Genomic DNA, 3,972 nt, shown 5'->3' on the forward strand with positions numbered 1-3,972 from the left:
ACCCCATCAATTGTGGAACAGGCATCTTGCCTGTTACCAGAAACCCCATCAATTGTGGAACAGGCATCTTGCCTGTTCCCAGAAACCCCATCAATTGTGGAACAGGCATCTTGCCTGTTGCCAGAAACCCCATCAATTGTGGAACAGGCATCTTGCCTGTTGCCAGAAACCCCATCAATTGTGGAACAGGCATCTTGCCTGTTTCCCACATTAATATCTGAGTTCAAATCCCACTCCGAATTCTGGAAAATCGGCAAATAATCAGTGAGTATAAGATTTCCGGTTGTCAGAGTGCCCGTCTTGTCAAAAACCACCGTATCTAATTGATGCACCCGTTCTAAAACATCACCACCGCGAATTAAAAGCCCGCGCTCCGCCCCGATGCCAGAACCGACTAAAATTGCAGTTGGGGTAGCCAGTCCCAAAGCGCAAGGACAAGCAATAACTAAAACTGCGATCGCCAATTTCAAACTTAACAGCAAAGGCGATTGATAATGGATAATTGGCAATTCATTTCCCATATTCATGGCCCCGTGTCCCATATCCATTGCCCCCTGTCCTAAAAGCACAGAAGGCCAAATATGAGTGCCGGCAAAATACCAAAATAGGAAAGTTAAAACCGATATCGCCATCACCCCATATACAAAATATCCCGCGACAGTATCAGCTAAATTTTGAATCGGCGCTTTGCGAGTTTGGGCTGCCTGCACCAAAGCCACCATTTGAGCTACAGTTGTTTCCTTACCGGTGCGAGTTGCGCGCATCACAACTGCCCCGGATTTATTGATAGTTCCCGCCGCAACTGTATCTCCCGGTTGCTTCAAAACTGGCATTGATTCGCCAGTCAGCATCGACTCATCTATGGTTGTTTTGCCTTCGCAGACTTCACCATCTACCGGTATTTTTTCCCCTGGCAAAACTTGCAGCCATTCTCCGACTCGGACGCGATCGGCGGGAATTTCAATGTATTGTGGATCGTAGACCGCAGATGTCGAGTCTAAAGGCAATTCTTGCGATCGCAAATCCAAACTCGAAAGTTTAAAATCAACTAAGCGGGCTTTCGCCGGCTGCAATGCGATTAAAGCTTGCAAAGCCGATGCAGCGCGCCGTCTGGCTTGCTGTTCGAGAGTTTTGCCCAACAAAATAAAGCCCAGCAGCATCACCGGTTCATCAAAAAAGCACTCCCATCCCATCCGTGGAAACAGCAGCGCCGCGTTGCTAGCGGTGTAAGCTGTAACAGCGCCTAAAGCTACCAAAGTATTCATGTTGGGTGCATTTCGCCACAAACTGCGGCACCCGTCAACGATAATCGGGCGGCCCGGTAGCAGCAAAGCTAGGGTGGCGAGTCCCCAGTGAAACCAAATATTGCTGAGAATTGGGGCTTTTGTGCCGAGTACGTGACCTAAACCGGATAGAATAATTAGGATAAGGGCGATCGTCAATTGCTTGATTTGCTGTCGAATTTCTTGCCCCCGCCGTTCAATTGTTGCCGCTTCTGCTTCCCGCTGATTTTCCCCTAAACGAGACTGAGAGGGAAATCCATTATCAGTCAACTTTTTCGCTAAAGCCTCTGCATCGACAGCCCCCGGTTGACACTCAACCGTCGCGACTTCTACGGCCAAGTTAACGCAAGCTGAAATTACGCCTGAATACTGCATGAGTTGGCGTTCCACAGCTTTCGCGCAGCCAGCACATTTCATCCCGCCGACATCGAAAGTAACAATTTCTGGCGGTGATTGTTTAACAGGTAGGATTTCTGGTTGAATTTCGGGGATGGTTTTGGGGAAAAATTGCATGGTTTTTTTTGGTATTGATTAGAATATTTGGGTAGTTCTGAAAGGGTTTAATACACTGTTTAGACAAATGTCTATATTTTTATCATAGATAAATTTTGTGGCATCTTCCAAAAGTGTTAGTTTTTTTTAATTCTTATTAGTTGCAGGCGGTTAAATCCGCATTCCAGAAGGGGTTGAAACCCATGTCGGACTGCGATTTTCATGCTAAAACACACTTGGGCCGGGTAGTGCCGTTTCCCTATTTGATATAATGAGGGAATTGGTTAGTTAGTATCCAGCTTTTATTTGACGAATTTAGCTATGACAGAAACACCCAAATTTTATATTGTCAAACGTCCTGCGGGTAATTGCGAAATTTTGCCGCTCGCCCAACTCGAAGAACAAAACCCCAGTATTATTGAAAAGTGGGGCCCTTACGATTCGCCCGAAGATGCCATCGCCCGCCGCATCGGATTAATTCGCGCAGGCATTTGCCAACCAACCAAATTTTAGATTTTAGATTTTAGATTTTAGATTGAAGATAAGAAGGACTAAAGTCCTCACTACAAACCAGGTTCGTAGTGAGGACTTTAGTCCTTCTTTACTGAAGTTTTTGTGACTAAAAACTACTGCGATTTAGAAGGTGCTGCACTCGGTTTTGCTTGCGTTGCAGTCGGCTTAGGTGGGGCAGCATTCGGTTTCGCCTCCGCCTTATTGTTCCCGGTTTTACCAGTAACTTGCTTTGTCAAAACTTCCATAGCTTTGGCGTACTGCGGATCTGCCGTCGTAGCAATTTTATCGCGATCGCGCCTCAATTCCTGTTTTTGAGCTTCGCTGAGTTCTACCTTAAAATCTGGTTCAATCCCGGCCTTGTTGATATCAGTGCCCTTGGGAGTAAAATACTTGGCAATTGTCACCGCCAAACCGGCACCATTTCCCACGCCGCGTACTGACTGAACTAAACCTTTACCAAAGGTCTTTGTTCCCACCAAAACTGCGCGTTTGTTGTCTTGCAAAGCACCGGATAGAATCTCGCTAGCACTTGCTGAACCGCCGTCTACCAGTACAACTAACGGTTTGTCTGTGATTGCTGCCTTGTTTGCCGTTTGTTTATCGGCCTCACCGACTCGATCGACCGTCGAGACGATCGTACCTTCTTTGAGCCACATCCGAGCAATTTCAATACTTCCGTACAGCAAGCCGCCGGGATTGGAACGCAAGTCTAAAATATAACCCGTTACCTTTTTCTGTTCCAAATCCTTAATTGCCGATCGCATTTCCGATGCAGCATTCGCACTGAACTGATTTAAGCGAATATAGCCGACTTCTCCGATCGGGGTTTTCTGCACCGACTTCCGCACTGGATGAATTTCAATTTTAGCGCGTTTCAGCTTAAATTCTAATTCCTTGTTTCCCCGCAAAATCGTCAGCGTCACCTGTGTATTCACCTGGCCGCGAATCAAACTTACCGCTTGATTCGTATCCATGCCTTCTGTCGTTTTGCCGTCAATCTTAATAATGATATCTTTTGCCAGAATACCAGCACTAAAAGCAGGGGTATCTTCGATCGGCGAAATCACCACCAACTTTTTGGTTTCCTCATCTTGAGTCAACTGAATCCCAACTCCTGTCAGTTCCCCAGAAGTTTCAACCTGCATATTCTTGAACTCTTGAGGGTCCATAAACCGCGTATAAGGATCATCCAGCTTCTTCAACATTTCCCGAATTGCTTTGTAAGCTTCGTCGTCGCTGGTATAAGTCCGGTTCAAATAATCATTTCGCACCGCTTTCCAGTCAACCTGGTTAAAAGTGCCATCTACATAACTTTTGTCAATAATTTGCCAAACTTCATCAACTAACTCTTTAGGGCTTCCCCGAAAAGAAGCCAGAGATTTAGAACTGCAACCAGTGTTCGCAAGAGTTACAGCAGTGAGTACCACTGCTGCTGCACTTAGAACAAGCCCTCGTTTTGTTATAACCATTTGTCTGACGCGCGGGAGGAAAAGAGTTCAGAATAATTACGCTCAATCTAACACAGGCAAGGCCGGCTCGCCTTTGGCGTACATAATATTTCCACTTTGCCGAGTTTTGTTCCCTTTCGCCACAGGCAAGATGCCTGTGCCACAACAAACTCTTGTGGGGCGGGCCGAAGAGCCCGCCACAGGCAAGATGCCTGTGCCACAACAAACTCTTGTGG

3 protein-coding genes are annotated in these 3,972 nt (G+C 46.5%); 1 reads left to right on the forward strand and 2 read right to left on the reverse strand.

The genetic code is table 11. From position 1 onward, the window contains the following. Positions 1 to 1,796: cation-translocating P-type ATPase (locus tag QUB16_RS27725; protein ID WP_333321152.1), on the reverse strand; the 1,796-nt coding region annotated here is incomplete at its 3' end. A gap of 300 nt (positions 1,797 to 2,096) precedes the next feature. Here QUB16_RS27725 and QUB16_RS27730 point away from each other — a divergent pair. After that, on the forward strand, positions 2,097 to 2,288 hold the full coding sequence (locus tag QUB16_RS27730) for a DDE transposase family protein (RefSeq protein WP_333321153.1): 192 nt from the start codon (positions 2,097 to 2,099) through the stop codon (positions 2,286 to 2,288). Between the two features lie 113 nt (positions 2,289 to 2,401). On the opposite strand, the gene ctpC is transcribed toward QUB16_RS27730, so the two are convergent. After that, positions 2,402 to 3,757 (reverse strand): carboxyl-terminal processing protease CtpC, encoded by a 1,356-nt coding sequence (ctpC, locus tag QUB16_RS27735; protein ID WP_333321155.1) that lies wholly within the window; start codon positions 3,755 to 3,757, stop codon positions 2,402 to 2,404. Positions 3,758 to 3,972: the final 215 nt, after the last annotated feature.

This window comes from Microcoleus sp. D3_18a_C4 (assembly GCF_036702415.1).
Lineage (GTDB): Bacteria > Cyanobacteriota > Cyanobacteriia > Cyanobacteriales > Microcoleaceae > Microcoleus.

What these genes read in the sequence shown, in the direction of transcription:
- ctpC (WP_333321155.1), bottom strand. Translation starts at nt 3,757, where the DNA reads ATGGTTATAACAAAACGAGGGCTTGTTCTAAGTGCAGCAGCAGTGGTA.
- QUB16_RS27730 (WP_333321153.1), top strand. Translation starts at nt 2,097, where the DNA reads ATGACAGAAACACCCAAATTTTATATTGTCAAACGTCCTGCGGGTAAT.